Origin of the sequence: Singulisphaera sp. GP187 (assembly GCF_900129635.1) — a bacterium.
Classification (GTDB): Bacteria; Planctomycetota; Planctomycetia; order Isosphaerales; family Isosphaeraceae; genus Singulisphaera.
This window is the reverse complement of record NZ_FSRB01000001.1, coordinates 5223957-5245685: the sequence shown is the minus strand read 5'-3', so window position 1 is coordinate 5245685 and position 21729 is coordinate 5223957. Positions and strand designations below refer to the sequence as shown.

The window sequence follows — 21729 nt, the reverse complement described above, 5'->3', positions numbered from 1 at the left end:
GTTTCCGTGGCCTCTTATGCGACCCTATGAACCTTTAGTGCGGGCTCTTCTGCTGACTTCTTGTATCCGAGACTCAAAAGAACCCGGAACACTTCAGCCCACGTTGGGAACTTGCGGCCCGTCACACGCTTAAAATCTTCGATCGCACGCATGAACTCCCACTCATCCCCAGAATACTCGATGACCCCCGTCGTCGGGTGCCCCTTGCCTTTAGCTCGGTTCTTTCCGGCGCGTGCCGCTGCGGCGCGGCTCGCCCGCGCTGAGTCCATCACTGGCATCGTGATTGCCCTAGCTTAAGAAGTATGAGTGTCGACATGTGGCGTTATAACCACACACGATCACCATAGTTCGCATGCAATTAGACGACCGAATTAATAAGCGGTTTACACTCCGGCTTATTTCGGTTTGAAGTCAACTTCCAAAAAACGAAAGCAGGGGAGAGAAGCTAATGCATCTCTCCCCTGCTTAGATCGATCTCGCGGCGAAAAACACTTACTTTCCGAAGCGGTGGATCACTCCCGAAAACTTGGCGTTCACGGTCGAAGCCTGGACGGCTCCAGAGTAACCCACAGAGTTCTGAATGTTATTCGCCAGCGTGGCGGCAGCTCCGGTGACATCCTGTTTGGCTACCCGGCCAGCGTCGTCGTTCGTCGCGCTAGTCCCGGCCCCTGGCACGAGTCGGTCCCCGATCACCAGGTTTGCGGCCGACGCAGAAAGCTGAGTGAACTGCGTCGGGCCGTCGATGACAAGCCAGAACAGGTCGTTATTGGGCACGCCGGCCGAAGGAAGGTACTCGTCAATGATACCGGCGGGCCGGTCGCCAACCGCGAATGTGTACCCGTCAACGCGAGACTCATACGGGTCTTCCGCCTTGAAACGGGCTAGACGGCCCCCCTTAAGGTTGCCGCCGCTCACGTTGCGGGTGATACGCGCCGTAACCGAACGGCCTGAACCAACTGACTGCGAGGTCGACCTTGGGTCATTGTCGGTGAAGGTCCACTCCATGCCTTCGTAGTTGACGCCACCGAGGTCGGTCGTGTCGATGGGCCCGCCATTATAGAAGGTCTCGCCGCGCTGAAACGGAGGTGCGTCGCCAGTAGTAACCATCTGTCAATCTCCGATGCGGGTCGTCTCTGGATTAAAACGTTAGGCTGTATAAGTGAGCGGGCGTTCGTCTCGCCCACGTGGTTCACGTCCGCCCCAGATCGAATTAGACTTCGTCGGGGTTAGTGATGTTGATGAACTTGCAGAAGAACTTGGGGTTCCAGACGCAGTTGCCGAAGAAGTCGACCGAGAACCGCCACGACTTGCTGACGATGTCCTGGTCCGGACCTTCCGGCACGAAGAGCTGGGCCTGCTGCGACTTGATTTCCATCATGTCGCAGTTGAAACCGTAGCCGGCCCCACCAGGAATCCCGTACTCCCACGTGATGTCCGTACCGTCCAGGTTTGTGACATCATTGAAGCCAAGGGCGATGAGCTGACTCTTCTCGTTGGTAACGTTGATGCGCTCCTTGCCCCGGATCTGGTTGATGAAGGTCCGGTACATCTCGTCATCGACCATGATCACGTCCAGTTGTCCCTTGATGGACTTGGACTTCTTGGTCTTGATGATCCCGAAGGCGAGCGACTCGATGCAGTTGTTCTTCCACGTGTGGATCGTGGTGTCGAACAGACTGTCTCCCACGTCAACGATCAGCGGCGACCAGAAGTCGTACTGCGCGTCACCGCGCCCGTTGGGCCAGCCGGGCAGGTTGCCCGAGTCCCACGAGCCGCCGTAGTAGCCGGGCGCGCACTGAAGACCGGCGAATTGCCCGGTCGGGGTTGCGGCTCCGTTACCGGCGTTCGCGGTCGCCTGCAGGAAGCTCTCGATGCCGTGGATGCGCTTCGAGTTGCCGGGAGCGTAGCCGTTTACGTACAGCTCTTCGCCGAAGGCGTCTTCCATGTCGTCCGTGAGGTCGCTCGCGATCTCGGAGTAGAGCTTGACGATGGCCTCGGTATTGCGGTTCATCAAGAACTCGCCCTTGGTCATCGAGTCAGTGGCCGCATACCCACGCCAATCGAGTTCGGCCGTTTTGTTGCGATCCTTCCGGCTGAACTCTTGGGTATCTCCATCGGCAAACGGGGTCATCCGTACCCGCTTGTACTTGATTTTCCAGTCCATCTTCGTACCGCTGTGATTGAAGGAAATCCTTCCCTTCTTCTTCAGCAGCGCGGTCAGCTTGCGGTTGCGGAGAATGTTAATCTCACGCTCGCGCACAAACTTTTTGATGGTCGAATTGACCACCCGGCTCCAGGGTGCGCCCACTGTAGTAACCTCCGAGGTGTGGGGCCTAGTTATGGCCCAACCTGTTTCAGCATCGGGGCTACTCGGCCCCCTTCCACTGATATGTACCCAACAAAACGTGGTCCTTTATCAATAAAAAAAGGGCGACCAAGATTTCTCATGGACGCCCCAAGGATCGACAATAAAGGATTTGTGTTCCTAGTAAGTCGGATGCCCGTTCTCAGAGAAAATCTCAACGCCCTCGGCGGTGAGATTGGCCATAATTTCGCCGCGAAGCTTCAGGCTGTCCTGAATTCGTCGCGTGGCCCTGCATAGAGTCCGGGTCTCCGGCTTTACCAGAATCCGATAGGCGCGAGCCATAAGCCCTTCGCACTCGGAATCGGCGACGTTCCAGAGCCACCACCGATGGAGAGAGTCAGTGGCCCTCTCCATGAATCGTCCGCGCACAGGATGATAGAACCGAGCCTCAAGCTTGAACTTGATTCGCTCCAGAAACGGCATTTTGGCTACGGTCTCTCGGTAGAGTTCCATGGCCCGGCTGGTGCTGGCTGCGTTCGAGAGATGGCCGGCGCGGTATCGCGGAGACACGTAGCCGGTCAGTGCCCACGGACTCTTCCATTGGTCTTGGTTGGCAGACATAGCTGATTAACCCTCAGCAGATTGTCGGATGTCTTCGTCAGTGACGCCGTTTGCCTTAAGGTCGCGCATGATCCGCTCCGACAGGCTGAGTCCAGCCTCATTAGGATCAGTCGCGGCAGGGTTGACTCGTCGTTGGGCTGAAGGGAGAGCCTGAAGCGGATTCCGGTTCGGCTGCGCAACCGCCTGCTGCGTTGCTTGGTTTGCCGCCTGCGCTTGCTGTTGTCCCTGCTGCTGGTATTGGGCGGCGGCGAGTTGCCCGCGCACGAGATCCTTGGCGAGCTTGTCCTGGTGTCGCGGATCAGTGACACCCATTTGGCGGACGACCTTGAGTTGCTCGAGGTAAGCGGCCCCGAGCGGTGAAAGGATCGGTTGGCCGTTGTAGTCGAATGCTCGCTGGCCCGAAGCGTCAGCCTGGAACAGCCACCTGCTGTTGTCGGCCATGATCGACTGGACGGTTTGTTCTCGCTGCTGCGACGCGAATTGCTCTTGGAACTCAGACTTCGCGATCTCTTTCGCCTTCGCCTCCACCATTCCGTTGATCACGGCGGCGGGATTGCGGTCGTAATTCTTCTTCCAGGCGACGAATTCGTTGACCTTCTGGGCGATCTCGTGCTGAACGCCCTGCTTGGCGACAAAGAGTCCAGTCGCCTGGTCCTGTTCGACGAGGCTAACCCAACGCTCGTCGAACTCAGGGGCCTCCCACGGATTGCGCTGAGGCTGAGCCGGTTGTGCCTGCTGCTGTTGGTGTTGGAGGTAGTTCTGGATCTGCGGAGCCTGGGGAGCAAGCTGCCGGCCCAACTGCGCGTAGAAGTCCGCCTGGCGGTTCTGGTCGGCGCGGCGAAGCAGATATTCCAGGGCCGACTGGTCGTCAGTGACGGTGTGATCGAACCGGAATCCGCGATCCTGGGCAACGTCCCGGATACCACGCCACTGGCTTGCAGACGTAGCCTGGGTAGCACCAGCGGCGTTGTTCGGATCGGCTGGAGTGAGTGGTGCGACCGTGCTGGCAGGAGTAGCCGGCGTGTCATTAGGGACGTCGATCGTGGCGTTGGCGAGCGAATCGTAAGACCGATCGGGTCCACCATTAACCGGGGGGACATCGGGTTCGACCGCCGGACCATCGGGGGTTAAGGTTCCGCCGCCGAGACCATCGAGGCCGTTGTCGCGGAACCGCCAGCGGAGCAGATTCGACTCACCGAACAAGGAACGCTTACGTTTTCGCATCGGACCCTCTGCTTAGGTTTCTCGGAGCGTATCCCTACAATTCTGCATACACCTAATAGATACCCAATATTTGATGGCATACACTCAGGTTTTCACCCAAAACATAAGCAAGCACCCCCAGGCCCCCGTTTATCACTGACAGGTGATAAATGCTATTGCTTTTATGCAAATCGGACGACTATCAAAAGGGTTGCACTTGGTAGACCTTGCGGGATAGGCTGGATAATGGCAGTTGCCCGCCTGTGATTTCGGGCTCCCCTTGAGACGCATGGCGGACGTGAAATAATGAGGGGTTGAGCCGTGGCACCGCAGAGAGCGAAGGTGTTCTGGACGAGCCGGGAGAAAGAGAAAATCGTCAGCCGTGCGGTCGATATCCAGTCTGATCGACCGGACCTGGCGGGGCTTCCCTTGTTACGCGCCGCGATGACGGCGATCCCTGCGGAGCGTCGTCGGAAGCTGATTGCGGTGACACAGGCTCCGTGGTTCGAGGAGGGAGTTGCACGCGAGATCCGCTCCCGGAAATCGCGGTCGAGAGCAGAAGCTGGGGCGGACGTGAAGACGAGGCTGACGCAGATCGAATACCGTCAGGATGCGGCGATCAACCTGCTCTCTGAGATGCTCCGGGAATTGCGATCGCTGAACGAGAAATTCACCGGCGACTGCTCATCTAGAAAGTGCTACCGCACCACGTAAGCCGATCTAATCCTTATCACGTCCGGACGTATCAATCCGGTCATCCGTTACGGGTGCGATCAGCCCGATTTGTCAGTCTGAAGAATGGCGTCCAGCGAGCACCCAATTTGTCAGACTGACAAATGACTCTTCACATCCAGGCAATTCATGAGAGGGTGTTAGAAATGGTAAATTACCCCAGGGTTGAAAAATTCCGGGGTGGGAAGGTTATCTATAAAGACGATCGCGTGGGGGGCCGGCGGACACATGCCATAAGGTGTTGGCGGGCAACGGGTTAGGGCTGTCATAGACGAACATCTGACTGACAGGCACCCCAATCTTGCATGATTGCTCGCATGAATCCCCGCACTCACGCACACAATCCTCACTCACTCCTGCTACTCACTCACGCTCACGCTCACACCTCAATCCACGCACGCATCCACTCACCTGTTCCAGCACCACTCCACACTCCCTACTAGCTATGGGCGCATAGGTACACACGCTCATTCACTACCCTCCCCATGCACTCACTCACCCTTGCTTTCATCCCCTCTCTCATCACTCCCTTTATGAACCTACGGTTGGTTGGATGCACTCACTCCCGCTCTTTCGATGCGATGATGCGATGGCTGCATCCACGCATTCCCTGGTCTTCTGGCGAGCATGTCCGGACGTCTTTCAGCAGGGCCTAGATTGAATCGCGCGCGTTCCTATATGGCTTCACGTGAGATGATGTTTTTTCTCCACACGTGTCACGACCCCCGTCACGTCCCGTCTTGAGAGTGTCGGGACGAGTGATCCCGACAACCACCCTACGAACCACGGAGTGTGATCCTGGAAGCATGAAAATCTGAAAACTTGCGTCACACGTCGACGCGACCAACGTAAAGATTGCGGCGGGACGAGACCGCCGGACTCACACCACCGAGAAGGCCGCGACGATGCGGTGAGGATCGCGGTGTGAAGTGAGACGGCTAAACATTCTGAATGTTTCGGGCCGACAAGAAAACGCGAAAGCGGCTGTCACAAGCGACTGAGGTGAGCGTATAAGAGTGACAAGAAGCGAGGAATGGTGTCTGCCGAGTGGGTTCGATTCCCACTCCCTCGACTTGCGTTATGTGAACGCAAACGGGCCGGAAGGATGCTGGAAACATCCCCCGGCCCTAGACAGTGCCCCTACGTTACTAGGAGACTGCCCTGTGGCTACCATAGCCAAATCTGCGGGTCGCGTCAACGGAACGCCAGCCTAAACTCGACGTCTGTTCAGCGGTACGGTGCCGGGTCAATGGTCGCGGGGTTCGATTCCCTGTGTCCAGATCCTCCCTCGAACGTACTCGGCCATTTCGGTCGGGACGGGAAAGGGCCAACCCGAAAGGGCTGCACCATGTCCGCCGACACCAACACCAGCACGAACGGCATCGTCAGCGACAATCGGGCCTCCGTTCATGAGACGGCGGTTGCGGAAATCGTCGAGATGATTACCGCCAAGTACACCGAAGAGGGTGCCCGGAATTTCGCCATCGGCAAGCGTGCTTTCGAGCACGCCCAATGGCAGAAGGGTTCCATCAACGACTACGGAAGCGGTGATTTCGACAAGCTGATGAGCCGGATTCGCGATGAGGTTCGCATCTACGTCTCGATCAAGGCTGAGTCGATCAGGGTTTCGGATTGGACGCGGTGCCACGTGCTCCGCGAACTCGTCCGGGCTGAGATTGCCGACGCCGCTGACTCGCTCTCGATGTTCGAGTACCTGGCCATCGTCGGGAAGGCTCTGCACTTCACGTCGAAGGACTTGGAAGGCTCGATCAACGAAGGTTGGTTGGACATGATCCGGGGTGTCGCGGCGGAACGATCGCAAGGCACCAGGGTTACTCGCGAGGACTTCACGAATCGTATTCAGGCGACAGTGAAGAGGATCGCGGATGCCAAGGCGGCTCTGAATCCGGCGAAAGCGGCTCTTGAAGCGGCAGCTACCGCCGTCAAGAAGCAGGCTCGCGATGCCGCCAAGGCGACGGAGGATATCACGACTTCTCTGAGTGACGGTCTCGCTAAGGGTGCCGTTACCCCGGAAGCCGCTCTGTCGATCTTGGAGAACGTCGCCAAGGCCCACGGTAAGCCGTTGCCCGCGAACGCTGTCGGGTTCGATCCGGCCTCTTGCACCCTCAAGGATTGCGAGTTGCTGGCGCTCGCCATGTTCTCTTCGGGCAAGTACACCGAAATGGTCGCCTTGCGTGACAAGCTGGACAAGATGGTCTCGGCCATTGACAAGGCCCGTGCCGCTGGTCGTGCTTCTGAACCCGCCAAAGTCGCGGTTGCCGCTTGAATTGTGAGCTATAGCTCACGGTCGAAGGGATGCCTTGCCGGGCGGGTTCGATTCCCGCCCCGACCTTTCTATGTCTGATCCGAAGCCCTTTTTGGAGGCAATTGCATGGAAGACGCTGGGATTCCTCCTGGTGGAAGACCGCAAACCCGTCAACCGGCCAAGAACGAGCCTTGTAACCGAAAGGCGTGTAGAGCCGTGCCGGCCCGCTACTGGAATTGCAGCACTGAGGCGTTATATTGCGGAGTCTGCGCTCGGAAAATCAACATGCACAGTCCCGGATTATGCCAACTGAGCGATCCGTTAGTCGGCTCGTAATCCGTCCAAGCCGAAACGGGGCAGGGGTGCTCCGTCCGTGGGTTAGGCCCACGCTGATGAGGCTCCGTGGTCGAACCCCTCCGTTCGCGGTCCGGGATGTTCCACGTCTGTCACGTCCGCATCGTAGCCATCGATAGGCGTCTATCTGCCCACTGGGGCGGATAGTGGGTTCGTTAGGCTTGGTAGTGGGAACGCTGCCGAGGGGGATTAATCCCCGCCTTGAACCCGCCAAACATTCTGAATGTTTCGACACGCTAACGACAAGGGAGGACGCTTGTACCTGAGACATGACGACACCGGAACGCCAGTCTTCGTGCCTGAAGACGGCCCTAACCTTCGCCTCTCTGACATGTCCGGATCGGTGCGACACCTGGACCCGCCTAAACGATTGGGTTGGATCCGCAGGCTACCGCCACACAAGGCCGCGACCATGCTCTTGCGTGAGTACCTCGTGACTCGCGTCGGATGCAAGAACAAGGCCGAGTCGGCTTGCTGTCGGTCGTTCCTCAAGACGCTCACGACAATGCAGGCGGACGGCAATGAGATGGGGATCGAACTCGCAATCTTGCCTGGCTCGCGCCCCAATACCATCGAAATCTACTTCCACATCCTCGGAGTCGGCAAGGTACGCTGGCTCCCTACCCTAAGTATGCAGAATAACGAGCGCCTGACCCAAATCAGACGCGAGACGGGCCTTTGTCGGGTCGCCGTTGACTCGCAGCCCAAAGCAAGGACGCAGAATGACGACTCGGAACCGAAGCGCCGTTGCATGCCGCCGAAGGCCGAGACGAAACTAATCCAAGGACAACGGATATAATCTATGGCAGGAAAATCGCAGTCACCTCTTTGCGAGGATCGGCCACATATTGAGCGTGTAACGCGGATCGCCCACGACCACATTCTCTACGCCAACGGCCATCCCTCTGATCTTCAAATCATCGCAGACCGGCTCGGAATCTCTCCCGAATCGGCCCTCGCGTATGCCATCGCTGAACAAGTCACTGAGGAGTTCTTCCTCACCCCCCAGCCTGTGTAATGACAGGCCAACGGGCGGACTCCGTATCACAACTCGGAGCCGCTCGCGATTTCCACGCCCAATTACCCTATGAACACTCTTTACGTGGAGAATCCATGCGGTTCGGGTGCTTTACGCTCCCACGGATGCGTCGTTCTGAATTTTACGCTGCTCTTTCGGTAATTGTGATCTATGGGTTGCTGGTCATCGACCAGTGGCTAACCAACTGAGGGCACCAATGAGTGACACGCTCTACACGTTGAGCGACGAGGAGGCTGCGCTTCTCGCTCGCTACAGGTTCGCCGACATCATCGCAGCAGGGCCTTGGCGCAAAGGAGAATGCTCACTACCTCACCGCGTTGTGCTCCGCGAATGGAGTGGCAAGGAGTATGTCGTCCACACCCAGGTTCTCAACGCGGGTTTCACTGATGGCCACTACGTTCCTAACGACAATCCGGGAGCTTTAGCCCGAGCTTGGGAATACTTCGATCAGAGAGTACGTAGACATCACGGATTAGACAAACCTTAACAACATCGGGGACAAGATTCATGATCGAATTCGTGACGAAGCCGCAACTTGACATCGTTTCTGAGGCCAGGAACAACTTCCGGAAATGGTGCCTAGGGGCCGACCTTACCGCGCTCTACCGCCTGGTTGGCAACGACGTGAGGATCGAGCTTGGTGCGGTTGAGCAGGAGCAAATCTTCCTGGTTCGTGAGCTTGTCCCAGGTGAATCCTCTCCCGAAGACGTCCGCGATGTCTGCTCCCGAATCATGTCTACGCTTGCCGTGAGTATCACGAATTACTTCACAACGGCAAAGAGGAGCAGCGACGGTGACGGTTGCGTCGGTATCTGAAGGCCGAAAGCCGCATCGGCGGCTTGCACCGTAAGGCGGTGCCTGATGAGGCCATCTAATGGAGATGCGACGAATGAACGCCTACGAGAAGATGTGTGCGATCCAGCAGCTTTCCGGCCTCGGCTCGGAGTTCCAGGAATTACAAGCCGGCATCATCAATTTGATTCGCACGGTGGTTGGACCCGAACCAGCCCCACCGCAGGCGACCATCAGAGAGGTGGTCGCGTCGGCTGAGCCGAATCTGAGCGAGCTTTTGACGGCTCGCAATGGCGGAAAGATCGACGCCATCAAGGCGCACCGTAACCGAACCGGGCTTGGGCTCAGAGAATCCAAGGAAGCGATCGAGAAGGCTGGCCGCAATCTCGGTTTCTACAACGCTGAGGGTACGTTGATCGTGCTGATTCCTACCGAGAAGGCCACCTAGGACGCCGAGCAAGAGCCTGTTCGGAGAAACGAGCTTTACTGAGGCCGAAACGCCCGCTGGGCGTTAACGGGTAAAGCCCGTTCTGATGAGGCCAACCATTTACGCACCGAGGAATCACATGAGTGTTATGACTAATCTGTATCGCGGCAAGGTTCAGCGGTTCCGCGTCGACTACCGTGGAAATCGGTATTACGTAGTGGCGTCAAACGCGTCTTCGGCGGTGGCTCAAGTTTATCGAAAGCTCGTTCCGGCTGAGGCGGCACGTTCGCAGCAAACCGACTACATCCCCAATGAGTCTTTGACGTCTCTCAGGGCGTTCGATCAGGTGGCAATCGCGCAGCCATCGCTTCGCTACTGAGGCCGAAACCGCTCAAGGACGAGCGGTCTGCGGGTTGGTTCCCGCACTGATGAGGCTCTTCTTTGGCATGACGAGGTGAACATGAGCACTGCAACCTTAAGTGCCGGCGATGTGACTGTCGGCGTGATCGAGCAGATGCCCACCGAGGACGCATTCCGGGTGCGTTCCCGAACGCTGGCCGAAGCAATTCAAGAATCCAACGATTCTCATGAGTCAAGAAAGATTCGCGATGCAGCGAACATCGCAAAACATTATGAGGCGTGCGAGAAACTCGAAAAGGCTGGGTTGAAGATGACCTGGCTTTACACAGACTCAGCGGACGCGAGACTGGACGCGAACGAGATCCCGGATTACGTCCGAGTTTTGGGTGCTTTTGAGAACTGCGGAAAGGACACAGTTAATGGAGATGACTCGGTAATACTCGTGTCTCTCCGATCGAAAGAGTACCCGTCGATCACCATATCTTATCGACGCAAGATCAATCCTACCGACAAATGCAAGGTTGTGACCGAGCACCACACCACAACCACACGAAGCGTCGTCTGCTCGATCTGAAGGCCGAAAGCCCTACGGGGCTTGTGGCGTGATGCGTCACCTAATGAGGCTAACATTCTTTAATGAGGTGCGAGATGCCCCGTCCATTCGTGCTGATCCAAATCGAAGACCACGACGAGCCTAACACCATGATTGTCGGCGACACCCAGATCATTACGATCTTGGTGAATTGGGCCGACGCCAATCAAGACCCGTACTTGGCGGACGAGTTGATTGATGAGATCAAGGGTCGCTACCACGAAAACGAGGAGCCGGACGGCGTAGTCCAGGAGGTGCTCAACAAGCTCAAGGAGGCCGCTCGCGACGAAGATGAGGACGAAGAGGATGAGGACGACTTCGACGAGGATGAAGACGAAGAAGAGGACGACGAGGATCTGGTCGACGAACTGGAGGACGAAGAAGCGGTCGACGTTCTCACGCCTGACCGAGACGACTCCGAAGGTCTCGATCTTTGAGGCCGAAACGCCTTCGGGCGTCTGCCGGTGCGTGCCGGTACTGATGAGGCCACGACGCTTGGAGTTAGTTCGATGAAAGTCACCCTGAAAGACGGTGCCCCGCGTAAGAGCGGGCAGGCTGAGATCAACGTGAGCAAGAACGGCAATATCCTGGAGATTGGCGCGGCAGGTGTCGAGCCGGCCCCAATCGTGATCGAGTTCTACGAGGACGCGCTGACGATCCGCGTCTATGAGGGCGACCCCGACAAGGGCGGGAAACAACTCTTCAAGGGCGCGTTGGCCCTGAAGCCCACCGCTCCGACCCAAACCGAAGACACATCCACCAAGAAGTCGTCCGCGAAGTCCGAGCCCACCCCAGCCCCGGCCCCGGAACCTGCGCCCGAACCGGCCACCGGCACGCTTCCCTCGGATGACGAACTGGCCGCTTTCGACGCCGCGTAGTACGTCTCGGAAACGCTCCCGGCGATAGCTAGGGAGCGTTCTTAGCGTTCTAAATGCAAGGGCAGCCTTCCCGCAGAACGAAGCAATGCGAACTGATCTATCTGACCCAATGTTTTCTTAACTCGGAGAGTGCAAAAGTGGAAACGAATATCGAGCAGCAGGAAGTTAAACCCGAAGTGCCGTCGTGGGTTCTTAACCGCCACCCTGGCACGAAATCCTCTGACTGGAGCCGACTTTCAACCGGAGGATGGGTTCATATTGAGGCCAGCGTCGGTGAAGGGGCCCGCGTCGGTGATCGGGCCAGCGTCGGTGAAGGGGCCCGCGTCGGTGCATGGGCCCGCGTCGGTGAAGGGGCCCGCGTCGGTGATCGGGCCCGCGTCGGTGAAGGGGCCCGCGTCGGCGAAGGGGCCCGCGTCGGTGAAGGGGCCAGCGTCGGTGCATGGGCCCGCGTCGGTGAAGGGGCCCGCGTCGGTGATCGGGCCAGCGTCGGTGCATGGGCCCGCGTCGGTGAAGGGGCCCGCGTCGGCGAAGGGGCCCGCGTCGGTGAAGGGGCCAGCGTCGGTGCATGGGCCCGCGTCGGTGAAGGGGCCCGCGTCGGTGATCGGGCCAGCGTCGGTGATCGGGCCAGCGTCGGTGAAGGGGCTGTTTTCGAGAAATCTCCCCTTTTTATCCAGGGCTCACGACATGCCGTCTGCCATTATTCGGCTGGAATGATGTCGATCGGATGCCAGTTCCACAGTATCGCACACTGGAAGGAACACATTCGCGCGATCGGCCGTTCTAACGGATACACAGCAAAAGAGGTCACTGAGTACCGGATGTACCTCGATCTCGTAACGGCTCGTGACGCTATCGTCTTCCCGCCGGCCAAACCAAAGAAGAAGCCGGCGGCGAAGCCGAAGCTCGCCTCGGAAAAGAAGGCGACGAAGCAGGTCGCTGGAGCCGCGTAGGCCGAAACCGCTCAAGGACGAGCGGTCGTGGAGTATTCTTCCACCTGATGAGGCCACCTTGGAGTTGACGAATGCTTTCGTTTATCGGTTCTGCACGCAACCTGTCCGGATTGATCCTTGACGGCATCGCCGAGCCGGTCCCCTGCGTTGAGGTTGTCTTGATCTGCAGTAAGCCTTTCTACGGAATCGGAAGGGAAGACAAGCTTTCAAAAGCTGCCGAGATTTGCGATCTGCGATTCACGTCGAGCCCGAAGGGCCTGAGGGAGCTTGCGACGCGGCTCGCCGCCTACGCAGATGAGGCTGAGGAGTGCTTTGGGGTGGAACCTGAAGACGATGAGGTCCGCGAGGCTCCCGGCAATCTTCCTGAGCAGTTGCAGCCAGAGTCGGCGGAGACGGTCGCCGGAAACTGAGGTTAAAACCACTTTATGAAGCGAGTCGTCCCTTCGACACCTGGCGAGCTGGCGATCTGCCTGCATCGCCAGGTGGGCAACATTCACCTCCCGAAGCGGTTCGCTAAGTTCGTGTCAATTCGCGAGGCGATCAACGCCGCGATCAGCGAATGGGACACACAGGACAATCCCGTTATCAACGTGTGTATCAACTTCAAGATCAAGGGAGCCAGACAAAGCCAATGAAAACTTGGGTCAAGGTAGGCCACGTTCACGTCAACATGACGGCGTGTAACGCGATCATAGAACTCGGACAGCAGGGAATCGAGGGGTACATTTTCTGCCACGGCAGCGTTTCCCACGAACTCCACATTCCGCGTGACCCTCGCAAAATCCCAAACATGCTCGCAGACACCGGGCTGAAGCATTTTATTGACGAGTACGAACGCGCAGTCGCGACGGCCACCGTAGTCCGTAAGTTCCTGTACGACAACGGGTTCCAGGTGATTCCTGGAGCCGCTTATCGTGGACGAGAGGAAGGTCAGTAGCATGCCAAACCGAATCCCGATCCTGGCGGCGAGCGACATCGCTAAGGCTCATGGATGTAGTCAAGTTATCGTCCTGGCGTGGGACGGCAAGAAGACCCATGTCGTCACATATGGAGAATCGGTAGAAGACTGCGACCAGGCCGCGCAGGGCGGCAACCGTGTCAAGGTGGCACTCGGCTGGCCCGAATCGCTCTGCAACGAGGAGCCGTCACGGGTCAAGAAGCTCAAGGACGAAAACTACGATCTCAAGGTGAAGATCAAGGAGCTTGAGGGACGCCTGAGGAACGGGGACGGCGTAGCCCGAATGGTTAATCAGCAACTCAGTCACAAGGTGAAGTCGCTGGAGGCTCTGCTTGTGGATCGTAACTCGGGACACGGGCAGCATATAGCGGCGATGACTGCGGATTACAAACCTCACGCGGATTACCAGCCTCACTACGAGCCAGGCAGCGGAAGCGATCCTGGTGACGACCCAGACCAAGCGGGGTACTGATGTCTTTCGTGGCTCGCAGGATGAAGCGGTCCAAGGAGGCCACACCGCCCACGCTTAGCTGGAGCGTCTTCGAGAAGCAAGACGGAAAAGGATTCGTTCGTGCGGTTGCGTGGACCGCAAGCGAATCCGACGCAAAATTCATCGCGAAATCGCTCAACCAATCAAGCCGAGTAGCGAAGTAGCTCAATTCTTCAGACTGACAAATCCAAACCCGGAGAACTGACTTTGAGAACAAAAGAAGAGCGTCGTCGACGCGCATTCGCCTATCGTGGCAATGCTTATATCATCGAGTGCAGTATTGCTCCAGTGAGCGTCATGCTGCACTTGAACCGTGTCCTCCAGCAGTTCCGATCCAGCAACCGAGCGAGGAGAGCAGCATGAGCCGCGATCGTAAACCCTGGGAAATCCCGATCATCTACAACGAGGATCGCTTCGTCGAGTCAGCGAAATCCTCTCGGCACTTCAGCGAGGAAGAGCAGGAGGAGCGCGATCATCGGGATATCGACGAGCTTCTGAGCCGTCCGGACACCCGAGACGAGCGATCCTACGAGTGTAACGACACGACGCCCATCGACTACAGCCGGGGGCCGAGCAATGAGGAGTTTGGTGTCGACGAGGACGAAATGGACAGCCTCGACGAAACACCTCTCGACTACACTCGCGGCCCCGCCTCTGCGGAAGAGTTCGGAGTCGACGAAGATGACGACCTGGAGCCCCTGGACGACGACGACGAAGACATCTGATAGGGAGTTCTGATGGATCGTCTGACTGAAGAAAAGAAAGCTCTCGCAGAAAAGTCAGTCAGCCGGGCGGAACACATCGCCAGGCGGTACGCACGTATCTACCCGCTTCATGAGGACGAACTCAAGAGTCGGGCAACCTTAGGTGTCGTGCGTGCCGCTGCGAGTTTCGAGCCTAATAAGAACGGAGTCTGGAAGCGATGGGCAGGGCTGCAGATTCGCGGAGAGATTAAGGATTACCTTAGAAAGCTCGGCCCGGAACGCTGCGAGCTGGCAACGCCCGAGGAGTTATCTGAGATCGTGGACACGAGCAACGAGACGCTCGATCGCGAGTCCGACGATCACTTCGCGAGTCTCTTGAAAGTTCTCCCAAAGAAGCAGCGAGAGATTTGCTCGTTGGTCTACAAGATGAACATGTCGCCGAGCGAGGCGGGTGTGGCGCTCGGGCATGGTGCCAGGCACGGCCGCAAGATCCATGACGCGGCCCTCAAGGCTCTCAGAGGGAAACTAGAGGCAACCGGATCGGGGTGACAAACATTAAGCTTGGGTATGCTCTCCTGAACGCCTTTTAGGCATAGGAGAGCCCTCATGGCTAAGCGTGTTAAACCCCGCTTCTACTTCGAGCCTTGGACTGCAAAAAAGGATCCGTTTCTCGGACCCCATCCTTTCCCTGATGGCATGCCTACGAATTATCCCGAGGGCGTTGCTGAGTCCATCGTGGATAGCTGGCAGAGGCTTGACCAGGGAGCCGATTGGGTGATCTGGGGCTCAAGGATGGCTGACGAGCCCCTGGTGATTAAGCGTTGCCGGAATGGCGAGACCAGGGTTTGGACAGACCAGCGGATCATCACCATCAACCGCGCTCTTGGACTTCCTGAAGGCTCTCCCAACCAAGAGCAAATCTCCAAGAGGATTGTGGACTGCGTGAACGCGCTGGCCGGCGTTGCTGATCCGGTTGCGTTCATGGAGTCCGTGCGTTCCTTACTGATGGGCTACGCACGCGGTGAGTTCGACGATCCTCGTGAAGACTCAAAGGTGTTCCTATTGTTAGGCCAATGTATTCCTCCTGCGGAGTTGGAGAAACTCAAAGATGGCAACAGCAACGAACTCCAAGACTAAGATGGCGTATTACGTTCGGTACGTGATTGAGCCGTGGGACCATGCTCGCGGCCGGCAAGGCGAGAGGCGGCAAGTCACATCACGCCCGATCTACGTCGACTGGAAGGCAGAGCAGTACATGCTCAGGCTGATGCAGCATCCGGACGTCATCTCAGGAACCGTCGAGCTGATCGAGAAGCTGGAACGCCGCGTACCTCCTACCCCAAAACCTCGTGACCAACAGTCGCATCGCATCGAATTCAATGGGCAGTCGAAGACTTACACCGAGTGGGCAGCCCACTCCGGGGTCAGCTTCAAGACCATCTGGAATAGGCTCCATATTCTTGGGTGGAGCGTTGAGAAAACCCTGTCGCAGCCATCAAGGAAACGGAGGGCTTATGTTTAAGAATCCACCTTTGAGCGACGAAGAAATCTGCCGCAAGTTCGAGATCACGACCAACCACATCGGCTTCGCGACAGCCAAGGCCCTCTCGCTCAATCGTCCCGACCGGGGCATCAGTGATTGGCCGAGCCTCCGATGTCCTCACTGCTACTACGAGTTTCGCATCTTCAAATGGCACGTCGACATGATCGCTATCAAATCCGACGACGCCATCGTTTGCAACGGCTGCGAACGCCTCATCTACGTCGAGCACGTCGAGTGGGGCGACGACCATGAAACCCACCAGTCACTCACGCTCTGCACTCATCCCCAGGAGTAGGCATGCCTCTATTCTTCGTGACAGTCGAGCGAGACATTGACCGCACTTTCAGTGTCACCCAGGAGTCAAGGATCTGGGTGGAGGCTGAAACTATCGAGGCAGCAGAGGATGCTGTCGAGAAGCTCAGCCACGAGGGCGACGCGATTGACGCATACTGCCGCTGGGAGGACATGGAAGACAAAACGCAGCAGACCTCTTCCGATGAGGACAGCGTTCAGCCGACCGGCCTTCGGATCACTGACAGCAGCAAATGCAGCCCCAAGAAGGACCGCATCCTGCGGGCCAGCGATCTCCAAGAGGATAGCGACTAATGATACCGGCTGAATGGATTCAACTGCTGGACAATCTCGCCACGGGCTCATTCATGACGTGGTTCGTGGCGTCTCTCTGCTTCGTCTGTAGGAGGAAACCATGAGGCTTGCTGCTCAAGCGAAGGCTGGTTTCTACCCAGCCCATACGATGGCGATCGCCGAGCTTTCTAAGCACCTGTATTGCCGATCGCTGGACCCCGCGAAGAAGTACGACACCATCAATATTATCGACCCTTGCGCCGGCAAGGGCCTAGCGATCAAGCAGTTGGCTGATGCCCTGGCCGTCCCCGAGGAACACGTCTACTCGATCGAGCTGGACTCGGAGCGGTCGAAGGACATCCTGAAGCTGATGCCGATGTCGAATCACATCGGGCCGGCGAGCTTCACCGGGGTTCAGATCACTGGTTTCTCGTTCGGCCTCGCCTACGTCAACCCGCCGTTTGACAGTGAACTCGGGGGCGGGAAACGCGAAGAGCAGGGCTTCACAGAGAAGGCGACTCGGCTCCTTGGGCAAAAGGGCATTCTCGTTCTCGTCTGCCCGTTCACCGCCTTGTGTGGCAACGGCAACTTCGTTGAGTACATCGACGCCCACTACGAGGACGTGGCGGTCTACAAGTTCCCTGATGGCGAAGACGAGGCCGGCAACCTGATCCGGCCGTACCGCGAGATCGTCGTCATTGGCCGGAAGCGCAAAGATGTGCTTCCGAGTGAAGCGGCCCAGAACCACGGCAAGCTCCACCAGATGGAGATGAGATGGCGTGGCTACCTCTCGATCGAGTCATTGCCGGCGCTCGGCATGGTGCAGCCGAAAGGATGGAACGGTAGCCATCCGAGCTATGACCGCGAAGAGGATATCCGGACCTGGGAGATCCCGCTCTCGTGGAAGCCGAACGTCTTCAGGAAGACGATGTTCACTGATGACGAGCTTCGCGAGGCGGTTGCTGACAGCCCGCTCAACAAGCAATTGAAAGAGGTTAAGATACCGCCTCCGAACTCCCCGCCGCTGCCGCTCGACAAGGGACACCTAGGTCTGATTCTCGCCTCCGGAATGCTGGACGGCCCGGTTGAGGGGCCGTATGGCGTCCACGTCGTTCGCGGATCGTCGCACAAGGTTGAGTACCACAACAAGGAACAGTCGAAAAGCGAGTCGAACCCCGACACTGGGGCTGTTACCACGAAGGATGTCTACAGCGAGCGGATGATCACGGTCATCCGCGTGGTCGAACAGAACGGAGTCATCCAGACGTTCAGTAACGAGCCGCAGGACAAGGTCGCGGACGGCACAGAGGAGGTGGACGAGTGAGTTACAGGTTGCGACTTTACCCATACTCAGGCGGGCGCGACGACCTGATCGGCGAGGGCACGATGGAAGTGTGCCGGGCGAGGGCATCGCGCAAAATCCGACGGCACAGAAACGTTATGGAGTATCCCGTCGCTGTGCTTGAGAAGGGGCGAAAGTGGGAGCTTGAGACAGGCGAGGACGCCTTCATGATTGGGGACAACGAAGGAGTTCTGGTGATTGAGGAACTCCCCGAAGAAGAGAATTACGAGAACGAAGAGGAGGATTCATGAGCGCGAAGCTTAGTACGCCGCTTTCGAGACACCACCGCCAAGGCCCCGTGGTTTGGCAAACCGTCGAAAAGAACGGGAGGAAGTACACACTCCAGGTTTATATTGACCAACACAGCCTTAACGAGAAGGTGGCCGAGGTGATTGACGGGATGGAGGAATTCTGTGCTTCCGTCCGCTCCCTGAAGACCCCCGAACTCAAGATCGATATCACGAGAATGCTATGATCACGATCAAACCCGAGTGTGTAGACAACGCGATTGGCATGCTTCAATCGAAGCATGCTAAATTCATCGGCTGGATCGCAGATGTGCGCTACTACATCGTTGACGGCAAAGCGTGGTCTTGGACGTTCGGCGGGCATGTCGCCAGGAGCGATGACGCCGAGGAGTCTGAGTCGCTTCGTAAGCAGGTGGCATTTCTTGACGTCGGTTATCAAACAACAAGGAGAGAGAATTATGAGCGAGCGAGCGCCTCGGTGTTTCGGGTACGCGAGGGCCTCCACGAAGAAGCAGATCGACTCGCCGGACACCCAGAAGGAGAACTTGCGAAAGTATGCGAATCTCCTGAATCTCGGCGATGTCACATTCTTCGTGGACGCCGCGACCTCGGGTAAGATTTGCTGGGATCAGCGAGACGCCGGGAGGGAGCTTTTCAAGCAACTTAGGGCCGGCGACCACGTCATCTTGCCTAAGCTCGACCGGGCATTCCGTAAGCTCTCCGACTGCGTGCTTGTCCTGGAGAAGTTCGAGCGAATGGGCATCCGGCTGCACATCGTTAACCTGATGGGCGGGGCGATTGACCTATCTTCATCGATGGGTCGGTTCTTGATCCATATCCTCGCTGCGTTCGCCGAACTGGAGCGGGCCTTCATCTCTGAGAGGACGAAGGATGGGCTGGCTAAGCGTAAGGCCCGAAATATTATCCACACCCGGCACCCCGGCTACGGATTCCGCTGGAAGAAAGTGCAGATCGACGGCAAGTGGACCAAGGTCCGCGAGCGCGACGACGACGAGCGTAACGTTATGCGTTCGATCGTGTCCTGGCGAATGCAGGATCAACCGCTGAGTTGGGATGAGATCAGAAACCATCTCATGTACAACCTTAAGATCAAGACGAAAGATGGGGGACCATGGAATCTGGAACGGATCAGGCGAGCGTGCAAAGCGGAGTTGATGCTCCAGCTTCAGGAACAACGCGGGAACAGGTGAAAGCGCAGCCGACCCTGGAGTTACTGGCTGCGTTTATCGAGGGGTACTACTTCGCTCACAGCCTCGGCCGCACCGAGTTCATTTTGATGGCCGAAGAGAAAGGGAAACTGCCGGCAGAACTATTTGGCGAGCTTCTGGCTGTCGCGCTTCACCGGAAATTTCAACTGAACACAAGAGGGATCAATGAGTAGCGAAAGGCTGTTCGGCGACATCGAGTTCGTCGGAAAGGAAATCGGAATCCCGGCGCAGCCGTTCGACAAGCTCGCGATCAGCGGCCGAGGGGAGCTTCTTCTCCTCTCGGTTTTCTGTGACGCGATGCGGGTCAAGCAGATCCGGGCCATCCTCTGCGGAGGAGCCAAGGCTGTCGCCAACGCATCCGGGATTAAGGTGGGCCAGCCGAACGCCAACGAGTGGAACCGGCACACGCCGGGGCGGCTGACGCCATCCAGCGAGGGCTACCAAGTCTCCACCCACAAGCTTGGGTATGGTTTGGTACACGCGATGTTTATCACACGTATGCAGGGCTTCATGCCGGTCGTCTCTGAGGAGTCTCTCTGGCAGGAGTTGACCGATGTCCGGTACACGACGCCGCTGCTACGCGAGTGGGTGCCTCACATCGAGAAGACTCTGCGGCAACGCGAATTGCTTGAAGACGCTCACGCCTTCGGTTGCCACTGCGGCATCCTCTCTGCGTCAACAAAACACCTGGACGAAGTCGTAAGCCAGGGCCTCCAGCAGTACGAATTGATCATCCCTCGGCCGATGGCCGTCTGAATTCTTCAGACTGACGAATGGAGACATCGAATGTTCATGTGGCTCATGGGCGAATCGAAGCGGGTGTTGCGTTCGCGGATCGCGGACCTGGAAGACGAGGTTGACCAGATGGCGACCGTTGTTCAACGATCCGATAACGAGAACGCGATTCTTCATAGATCGCATAAGACGATCGCGAGAGAAGCGGAGCACTGGCACAATACGGCCGCAAGAAGGCTTAGACTTAACCGGATCCTTAACCGTCAATTGGCCGAGATGAGCAAGAAGGCATCTGTTCTCGCCCGAGAACGGGATAGCTTGATTCGTTTCAACGTCGATGGCTCGGCCCGGCATTGCGCTAAAGTGGTCGAACTAAACAACGACATCTTGCACCTGAAGGCCACGATCGACGAGCGAGATGAGACGATCAGGAATTCTCAGGAGTCGGATCATGTCGCAGAGCAGATGATCGCGGGTCTTCGCGAAGACATCGAGATGCTCGGGGTCGCCAATATCCGTCAAAGCGAATACGAGGAGGAGAACCGTCTTCGTATCGCAGCCGAAGCACAGATCACTGCTCTCAGTAAAGCATTGCAAGACGTGCTCGCGCTGCGATACATGGCCAAGTTGCCGCTGGATACCGCTATCTACAAGCTTTGGCTGGCCTCCGAGGGGACGCCATCCATGTATCCCGCGATCGTCGTGCCAACAGCTAGCCTTCCGACACTGGACGACATCGCAGAACTCCGTGAGAAGCTGAAGGAGGCTGAGGCGGACGTAAAAGAAGAGATCGCTGTCATGAACAATATTGACGGCACCGTGTACGACGCCCTGAAGGAACTCGGTCTGCGGACGCTTGAAGGAGACGGTTTCGCTTTTCGCGTCGACGAACTGATCGCTGGCGCAAAGCGATTTAAGGCTGGTTCGGAAGCGTTCCCTGAGTGTCGCTGCCCATCTTGCGGAAGAAATCACGGGCTCGCTGAATCAAACGCGGAGCCAGGCCGGTATATGTGCTTGCATTGTGCTGCCGACTTCGATTACGACGGGCCACCATCAACCAATAAGGATCCTCAGCAGGATCACGAGGCTATGAACCTTGTCCGCCAGGGAAACGGCGATGTCAGCCTGTCATTTGTCGTAGTCGGCGGCGGACTCGATAACCCTCCGACGCATGGTTTCGAGTGCAATCTCTACCAGGGTAAGGCGATCTGCTTCGACAGTGATCCCGCCAAAGCGATCATCGACGCCCACAAAATGAAGGACTCCCATGAAGCGTTTAACGAACAGACTTAGGTCTATGCGACACGATGTTCGCTGGGCTATCTGTGACCTTCGGAATAGCCACTGGCACTATGGATTCCAGTGGCCCCCGAAGT

The 21729-nt window shown here is 57.5% G+C and carries 30 protein-coding genes; 26 read left to right on the top strand and 4 right to left on the bottom strand.

The annotated features are described in order from the left end of the window. Positions 1-492: 492 nt before the first annotated feature. The 4 genes from BUS42_RS20415 to BUS42_RS20400 all read right to left on the bottom strand — a co-directional run bounded on the left by BUS42_RS20415 (position 493) and on the right by BUS42_RS20400 (position 4150). Positions 493-1107, bottom strand: a complete 615-nt coding sequence (locus tag BUS42_RS20415) for a hypothetical protein (RefSeq protein WP_074309233.1) — start codon at positions 1105-1107, stop codon at positions 493-495. Positions 1108-1210: 103 nt separating this feature from the next. Beyond that, entirely contained in the window at positions 1211-2308 is a 1098-nt protein-coding gene (locus BUS42_RS20410; RefSeq protein ID WP_143206401.1) for a hypothetical protein, read from the bottom strand. 177 nt (positions 2309-2485) lie between these two features. Further along, the gene (locus BUS42_RS20405; RefSeq protein WP_074309229.1) at positions 2486-2926 is read right to left on the bottom strand and encodes a hypothetical protein; all 441 of its coding nucleotides are present in this window, start codon (positions 2924-2926) and stop codon (positions 2486-2488) included. A 6-nt stretch (positions 2927-2932) separates the two neighbouring features. Continuing rightward, the gene (locus BUS42_RS20400) at positions 2933-4150 is read right to left on the bottom strand and encodes a hypothetical protein (protein ID WP_074309227.1); all 1218 of its coding nucleotides are present in this window, start codon (positions 4148-4150) and stop codon (positions 2933-2935) included. 321 nt (positions 4151-4471) lie between these two features. Here BUS42_RS20400 and BUS42_RS20395 point away from each other — a divergent pair, with 321 nt between their 5' ends. The 26 genes from BUS42_RS20395 (at position 4472) to BUS42_RS20255 (ending at position 21646) form a co-directional block, all read left to right on the top strand. Next, positions 4472-4843, top strand: a complete 372-nt coding sequence (locus BUS42_RS20395) for a hypothetical protein (RefSeq protein ID WP_143206400.1) — start codon at positions 4472-4474, stop codon at positions 4841-4843. A gap of 1366 nt (positions 4844-6209) precedes the next feature. Continuing rightward, positions 6210-7148: a hypothetical protein gene (locus tag BUS42_RS20390; protein ID WP_074309222.1), complete on the top strand. Its 939-nt coding sequence runs from the start codon at positions 6210-6212 to the stop codon at positions 7146-7148. 745 nt (positions 7149-7893) lie between these two features. Further along, positions 7894-8280, top strand: a complete 387-nt coding sequence (locus BUS42_RS20385; RefSeq protein WP_074309220.1) for a hypothetical protein — start codon at positions 7894-7896, stop codon at positions 8278-8280. 747 nt (positions 8281-9027) lie between these two features. After that, positions 9028-9336, top strand: coding sequence for a hypothetical protein (locus BUS42_RS20375; protein WP_074309217.1), 309 nt, complete (start codon positions 9028-9030; stop codon positions 9334-9336). Positions 9337-9409: 73 nt separating this feature from the next. Continuing rightward, positions 9410-9760 carry a hypothetical protein gene (locus tag BUS42_RS20370; protein ID WP_159452265.1) on the top strand — a complete coding sequence of 117 codons (351 nt, stop codon included), beginning with the start codon at positions 9410-9412 and terminating at the stop codon, positions 9758-9760. Between the two features lie 118 nt (positions 9761-9878). Continuing rightward, positions 9879-10118, top strand: coding sequence for a hypothetical protein (locus BUS42_RS20365; RefSeq protein ID WP_143206399.1), 240 nt, complete (start codon positions 9879-9881; stop codon positions 10116-10118). A gap of 81 nt (positions 10119-10199) precedes the next feature. Further along, positions 10200-10673, top strand: coding sequence for a hypothetical protein (locus BUS42_RS20360; RefSeq protein ID WP_074309212.1), 474 nt, complete (start codon positions 10200-10202; stop codon positions 10671-10673). Between the two features lie 74 nt (positions 10674-10747). After that, positions 10748-11128, top strand: a complete 381-nt coding sequence (locus tag BUS42_RS43750; RefSeq protein WP_159452264.1) for a hypothetical protein — start codon at positions 10748-10750, stop codon at positions 11126-11128. Positions 11129-11200: 72 nt separating this feature from the next. Then, positions 11201-11569: a hypothetical protein gene (locus tag BUS42_RS20350; RefSeq protein ID WP_074309210.1), complete on the top strand. Its 369-nt coding sequence runs from the start codon at positions 11201-11203 to the stop codon at positions 11567-11569. 137 nt (positions 11570-11706) lie between these two features. Then, positions 11707-12519 carry a hypothetical protein gene (locus BUS42_RS20345; protein WP_074309208.1) on the top strand — a complete coding sequence of 271 codons (813 nt, stop codon included), beginning with the start codon at positions 11707-11709 and terminating at the stop codon, positions 12517-12519. A 71-nt stretch (positions 12520-12590) separates the two neighbouring features. Next, positions 12591-12929: a hypothetical protein gene (locus BUS42_RS20340; RefSeq protein WP_074309207.1), complete on the top strand. Its 339-nt coding sequence runs from the start codon at positions 12591-12593 to the stop codon at positions 12927-12929. Between the two features lie 15 nt (positions 12930-12944). Next, entirely contained in the window at positions 12945-13154 is a 210-nt protein-coding gene (locus BUS42_RS20335; protein ID WP_074309206.1) for a hypothetical protein, read from the top strand. A 279-nt stretch (positions 13155-13433) separates the two neighbouring features. Beyond that, positions 13434-13949 (top strand): hypothetical protein, encoded by a 516-nt coding sequence (locus BUS42_RS20325; RefSeq protein WP_143206398.1) that lies wholly within the window; start codon positions 13434-13436, stop codon positions 13947-13949. 377 nt (positions 13950-14326) lie between these two features. After that, the gene (locus BUS42_RS20315) at positions 14327-14692 is read left to right on the top strand and encodes a hypothetical protein (RefSeq protein WP_074309196.1); all 366 of its coding nucleotides are present in this window, start codon (positions 14327-14329) and stop codon (positions 14690-14692) included. Between the two features lie 12 nt (positions 14693-14704). Beyond that, the gene (locus BUS42_RS20310) at positions 14705-15220 is read left to right on the top strand and encodes a sigma-70 family RNA polymerase sigma factor (protein ID WP_074309195.1); all 516 of its coding nucleotides are present in this window, start codon (positions 14705-14707) and stop codon (positions 15218-15220) included. 57 nt (positions 15221-15277) lie between these two features. Beyond that, positions 15278-15808: a hypothetical protein gene (locus BUS42_RS20305; protein WP_074309193.1), complete on the top strand. Its 531-nt coding sequence runs from the start codon at positions 15278-15280 to the stop codon at positions 15806-15808. Continuing rightward, complete coding sequence (locus BUS42_RS20300) at positions 15780-16193, top strand: hypothetical protein (protein WP_143206397.1); 414 nt, start codon at positions 15780-15782, stop codon at positions 16191-16193. The genes BUS42_RS20305 and BUS42_RS20300 overlap by 29 nt, the downstream gene beginning before the upstream one ends. Then, a complete protein-coding gene (locus BUS42_RS20295) occupies positions 16186-16509 on the top strand; it encodes a hypothetical protein (RefSeq protein ID WP_074309190.1) in 324 nt (107 codons plus the stop codon). The genes BUS42_RS20300 and BUS42_RS20295 overlap by 8 nt, the downstream gene beginning before the upstream one ends. 2 nt (positions 16510-16511) lie before the next feature. Beyond that, the gene (locus BUS42_RS20290; protein ID WP_074309188.1) at positions 16512-16820 is read left to right on the top strand and encodes a hypothetical protein; all 309 of its coding nucleotides are present in this window, start codon (positions 16512-16514) and stop codon (positions 16818-16820) included. Positions 16821-16920: 100 nt separating this feature from the next. Then, the gene (locus tag BUS42_RS20285; protein ID WP_143206396.1) at positions 16921-18123 is read left to right on the top strand and encodes a DUF6094 domain-containing protein; all 1203 of its coding nucleotides are present in this window, start codon (positions 16921-16923) and stop codon (positions 18121-18123) included. Further along, positions 18120-18392: a hypothetical protein gene (locus tag BUS42_RS20280; RefSeq protein ID WP_074309184.1), complete on the top strand. Its 273-nt coding sequence runs from the start codon at positions 18120-18122 to the stop codon at positions 18390-18392. Before BUS42_RS20285 ends, BUS42_RS20280 begins: the two co-directional genes overlap by 4 nt. Continuing rightward, complete coding sequence (locus tag BUS42_RS20275; protein WP_074309183.1) at positions 18389-18616, top strand: hypothetical protein; 228 nt, start codon at positions 18389-18391, stop codon at positions 18614-18616. The genes BUS42_RS20280 and BUS42_RS20275 overlap by 4 nt, the downstream gene beginning before the upstream one ends. 231 nt (positions 18617-18847) lie before the next feature. Continuing rightward, on the top strand, positions 18848-19600 hold the full coding sequence (locus tag BUS42_RS20270; protein WP_074309182.1) for a recombinase family protein: 753 nt from the start codon (positions 18848-18850) through the stop codon (positions 19598-19600). Then, positions 19597-19791: a hypothetical protein gene (locus BUS42_RS20265; protein ID WP_074309181.1), complete on the top strand. Its 195-nt coding sequence runs from the start codon at positions 19597-19599 to the stop codon at positions 19789-19791. Before BUS42_RS20270 ends, BUS42_RS20265 begins: the two co-directional genes overlap by 4 nt. Beyond that, complete coding sequence (locus BUS42_RS20260) at positions 19784-20374, top strand: hypothetical protein (RefSeq protein ID WP_074309180.1); 591 nt, start codon at positions 19784-19786, stop codon at positions 20372-20374. The genes BUS42_RS20265 and BUS42_RS20260 overlap by 8 nt, the downstream gene beginning before the upstream one ends. A gap of 30 nt (positions 20375-20404) precedes the next feature. Then, a complete protein-coding gene (locus tag BUS42_RS20255) occupies positions 20405-21646 on the top strand; it encodes a hypothetical protein (protein ID WP_074309177.1) in 1242 nt (413 codons plus the stop codon). The last annotated feature ends 83 nt before the right edge of the window (positions 21647-21729 follow it).